Origin of the sequence: Coleofasciculus sp. (assembly GCF_046539235.1) — a bacterium.
Classification (GTDB): Bacteria; Cyanobacteriota; Cyanobacteriia; order Cyanobacteriales; family Coleofasciculaceae; genus Coleofasciculus.
In genome coordinates, this window is record NZ_JBKHHI010000508.1 from 1 (window position 1) to 4,238 (window position 4,238).

Below are 4,238 nucleotides of genomic sequence, written 5' to 3' on the forward strand. Positions count from 1 at the left end.
GTTTGGTTCCCAAACCCAGTTTGGTTCCCAAACCCAGTTTGGTTCCCAAACCCAGTGAAATGACAAATGACAAGGTTTCTATAATTGCCCTGTTCCCTGTTCCCCGTTGCCCGTTCCCTGACGATCAAATATGCCTCTTGAGGTAGATGCCAGCCCTAACGCTGCTATTCTAGGGTAAAGTGTTAACCCAGAACCTGAAAAATCCTCAAAATAATCTGAAATTCATACAAATTGTTTTTCTGTCTTTACTGGATCATTCATATACAACTGGGAAATCCGGACATTAAATTGTCCCCAACCGTAACCTGAAACACAAGGAGAATATGTATGCCCGACAATACAGCTTTCTTAGAAAAAGTCAAAAAGCAGGGTTACTTAGAAGACATTTATGATGCCCGTGATGTCACGGAAGTTGTGTTCCGCACCATGCGCGACTTAATGAACACAGAAGCGTCAGATCGAGTCGAATCAGAATTGCGTAAAAACGATGACTCTGTACCGACTCCAGCCGAAGAACAGCAACAAGAAATTGCCGATCTTTGGAAAGATACCAATCCAATTGTTAGCTTCCTGAGTCGGATTCGTCCCCCTCTCAATTTTGATGCTGACACCTTCTTGTTTAGAATCCGTCAAGAAGCCAGCTTGCCCAAAGGAGTCAGCCCAGAAACCGTGGTCAAAGCCATATTTTCGGCAACAAAAGACGAATTGTCTCAGGAACGAGTCAACGAAGTTGCTGAGTTTTTACCGCCTAAAATTCAACAAATGTGGCAGCAAGCGTAGGGGTTTGGTTCCCAAACCCCTTACAAGGATGGGGCTTGAAACCCATTAATTCCGGTCATTTGTCATTTGTTTTTTTGAATGTGTAGGGGCGGGTTTCACCAATAACGCTGCGGTTCAAACCACTAACTGATCTAAACCCGCCCCGACCAAGTCCGATAATTTTAAGGAGGGGTCAAATCCGGCGATATCAATTACCGTCGCACATCGGTTACGCGCCAACTCAGCTTGAGATTGATCCAGAAATTCCACACCGTCACCGCCGCGATCGCGATTAACTTGGCAACATATTCATTAATACCAAAGACATTAAACAACAAATTCACCAGTAAAACATTGAGAATGAGTCCAACTAAACATATCACATTGAACTTCAAAAATCGTTTAAACCGCTTGCGCCATCCCTGTTGATGTCGAGAAATATCGCCAAACGTCCATAAATCATTCCACAAGAAATTATTGAGAATTGCGACTTCGGCTGACAGAATGGCACTGCGGGTTAGTCCCAATTCTACATGCTCTCGCAGCAGATAAAAGACCGCCATATCCACAAAGACTCCACTAAAGCCGACCAAACCAAAGCGAATGAATCGACCAATATGTCCGAGAGATAAACGCAAGCGCAGTAAGTGTTGTAAATACTCCACATACTGTTTCCATGTAACCTTACTTTCCCCCGCTTGACGCTCTTGAAACACATAACCCACTTCCCCAATCCAAGGGACTTTCCCTCGACCCAAGACTTCAATTAAAATTTTGTAACCTAGGGGACTCAGAGGACGACCGACTAAACATTGACGGCGTACCATAAAATAACCACTCATGGGGTCAGAAACACGACCGATGACTCCTGGTAAGAGGATTAAGCCAATCGTCTGAGCGCCACGGGATAAAAATCGGCGGATAATACTCCAATCACTCACACCACCACCTTCAACATGGCGACTAGCAACGGCTAAATCTGCTCCCCGTTGGATCTTACCCCATAGCTGCAATAACAGTTCTGGGGGATGCTGAAGATCCGCATCAATCACACCCAAAACCTCTCCCCGCGCAACTTGCCATCCTCGGATCACGGCGGTAGACAGTCCCCGTTCATCAATCCGCCGCATAACTCGTAGCTGAGGATAATCCGCCGTGAGTTCCTGCGCCACTTTCCAGGTGTCGTCTGGACTATTATCATCGACGACAATTAGTTCATAGTCCCCCGCCAGTTGCGAATCGAGTAATTGACTTAATTGCTCGACAATCTGGGGAATATTCTTCGCTTCTTTGTACGTGGGAATAATTAGGGAAAACCGTAAGGGACGTTCTTCCGTTGTCGCTAAGACAGTGGTTATATCCGGAACCACAAAGGAACCGGACGGAACAGTGAGCAGGGAATTTGGGGGATTGACATTCATTAGCTGTTTTTTACGTTTGATTTAAGCAGCTTGATTGCATTTCGCTTCTCGAGTATGATGTAGTTTGCTTCTTTGCCGGAGCGAGTATCACATAAGACATAAGACGATCAAAGCCGTTAACGACTTATTGAGAACGTTGATAGAGGTGAACAGTGAATTGGTCTTCTTCCATTGTTCCCACCAGTGGCTGGGTTTCTACCAACTGGTATTGGGACTTTAAAGTCGTCTGGATGTTTTGTTGAAACTTCAGTTTTTCGGCTTCTGTTTTGGGCTTTGACCATATCGGATCGCCACTATCTAACCAGAGTAAACGAGCAAAGTTGCCCGTTTGAGTAGTCAAGGTTTTCTCTAATACTGGAGCGAGTTTCGCAGGGGCTTGCGCCAGTAAGGTGACGGGCAAATCTGGGGGAATATAATATGCCAAGCGGAGGACGTGACCCCACGCCTGAGAATTCATAGCGATTAAGGTAGGAGTTGTGGGTTCTTGCTCGATGATGTCGGCAATTTGATCGAACATCCGGCGATCGCGTAATGTGAAATCCCCGATACTGATCACTAGATAGAACCCTAACACTATCGCGGCGGCGAGGGGTCGCCATTTTCCCATTGTCCGCTCAATCCAGGCGGCGATTAAGAGTAAGCATCCGGGTAAAATAAAGATCATTGATCGCCCCCAGCCAAAGCCAACGGTAAACTGACCTTTGACAATATCCACCATTAATGCTAAGGCAAGGGGGAAAATCCCCAATAGTAACGCCACACCCAAAACCCTGTAGTGATGCTGACGCCACAGTCTGATACTACAGACAACCAGGAGTGCGATCGCGCCTATCCCAGCGATAGTAGCACTCTCCACGGGCAAACTGGTAATCCAATCCCCCAACACTAAATGAATTCCTAGGGTTTGCGTCACCCCTTCGAGGTGTGTCCCCACGGTTTCCGTCCAGGTTTGAGTCCCGCCAAACCGCTCTAAATCAGCATTCCGTAGCTGTTGTCGGGTTCCCCATAATACCCAGGGAATCGTTAATGTGATCCCCGCAGTAAACCGTAGTCCATGTTGCCACCAATGTTGCCGATCTAACCATAAAACTAAGACAACCAAGGCGGCAATAAAAAAGGCGAAGTAATAAAAAGTCAGGAAACCTGCGGCGATTGAACCGATGAAGACCAGATTCCATAAGAGTTTACTGTATTTACCCGAACTCTCACCATTATTGTGTTCTTTATCCGAAACCGTCAGCCGTTTGGGTTTAATCAATTCTAGCGCCGCCCAAGCACTAAGAATCACCCACAGCAGTAGAGGACCATACATGCGGACATTGAGCGAGTGAAAGAGATAATAAGCATTAGTGCCTAAAAGAGCCGCCAATAACAAGCCCCCTTGATCACCCAACAAACGGCGACCTAAACCATAGGCGCTACCGATTGCACCGATACTGAACAGAACGTTCAAGCTGCGCGTGGCGGCGACACCATTACCGAATAGTCGCAACCAAAGATGTTGACCCAGAAAAAATAGAGGCGGATGGGGTTCACCTGCTAATCCTTGGAGTAATTTTTTTAGAGTGGCTGGGATAGCACCGATACCGTTTTCTACAGGTAAACTTAGTAACGCTGTATACTCGGCTAAGGTAACAGGCAACTCCTTGGGGGTGGAATAGGAAGTTTTTTGACCCGTAGACAGCAGCAGGGATAACACCTCATCATACCAAAATTCTCGGCTACTTAGGTTAAGGAGTCTTAACAATACTGCGATCACGATCGCGATCAGTAATGCCCAAGAAAATGTGTGGGAGAGTTTAGACAGGGGGAAACTTCGGCTCATCAGAGAGGGTGACAGAACAAGAGTAGGTTCTTTGCCAGTTTAATCGATTATTTGGCGGTATTTTTCTTTCGCTACATTAATCTTGATGAAAAAGGCGGGAGTGCAATCCATCCTCCCAGAGAGTTTATCGTGCGATCGCCCTTTTCCCTGAAGATGGTCTGCCTAAAAATACCCAGCTGCGATCGCGGCTTCTTCTGGCTACTCAATCCCACCCCAGTAATAGTCTAAGTCCT

4 protein-coding genes are annotated in these 4,238 nt (G+C 46.5%); 2 read left to right on the top strand and 2 right to left on the bottom strand.

Annotated features, from left to right (window positions below; translation table 11 throughout):
- Positions 1-327: 327 nt before the first annotated feature.
- Entirely contained in the window at positions 328-780 is a 453-nt protein-coding gene (locus ACLFWI_RS27635; RefSeq protein ID WP_446406658.1) for a DUF2267 domain-containing protein, read from the top strand.
- A gap of 191 nt (positions 781-971) precedes the next feature.
- On the opposite strand, the gene ACLFWI_RS27640 is transcribed toward ACLFWI_RS27635, so the two are convergent.
- Positions 972-2,180, bottom strand: a complete 1,209-nt coding sequence (locus tag ACLFWI_RS27640) for a glycosyltransferase (protein ID WP_446415596.1) — start codon at positions 2,178-2,180, stop codon at positions 972-974.
- A gap of 124 nt (positions 2,181-2,304) precedes the next feature.
- Complete coding sequence (locus ACLFWI_RS27645) at positions 2,305-4,005, bottom strand: glycosyltransferase family 39 protein (protein ID WP_446415597.1); 1,701 nt, start codon at positions 4,003-4,005, stop codon at positions 2,305-2,307.
- A gap of 51 nt (positions 4,006-4,056) precedes the next feature.
- Between ACLFWI_RS27645 and ACLFWI_RS27650 the strand changes: the two genes are divergently transcribed.
- The gene (locus ACLFWI_RS27650; protein ID WP_446415598.1) at positions 4,057-4,233 is read left to right on the top strand and encodes a hypothetical protein; all 177 of its coding nucleotides are present in this window, start codon (positions 4,057-4,059) and stop codon (positions 4,231-4,233) included.
- Positions 4,234-4,238 lie beyond the last annotated feature (5 nt).

What these genes read in the sequence shown, in the direction of transcription:
- ACLFWI_RS27635 (WP_446406658.1), top strand. Translation starts at nt 328, where the DNA reads ATGCCCGACAATACAGCTTTCTTAGAAAAAGTCAAAAAGCAGGGTTAC.
- ACLFWI_RS27640 (WP_446415596.1), bottom strand. Translation starts at nt 2,180, where the DNA reads ATGAATGTCAATCCCCCAAATTCCCTGCTCACTGTTCCGTCCGGTTCC.
- ACLFWI_RS27645 (WP_446415597.1), bottom strand. Translation starts at nt 4,005, where the DNA reads ATGAGCCGAAGTTTCCCCCTGTCTAAACTCTCCCACACATTTTCTTGG.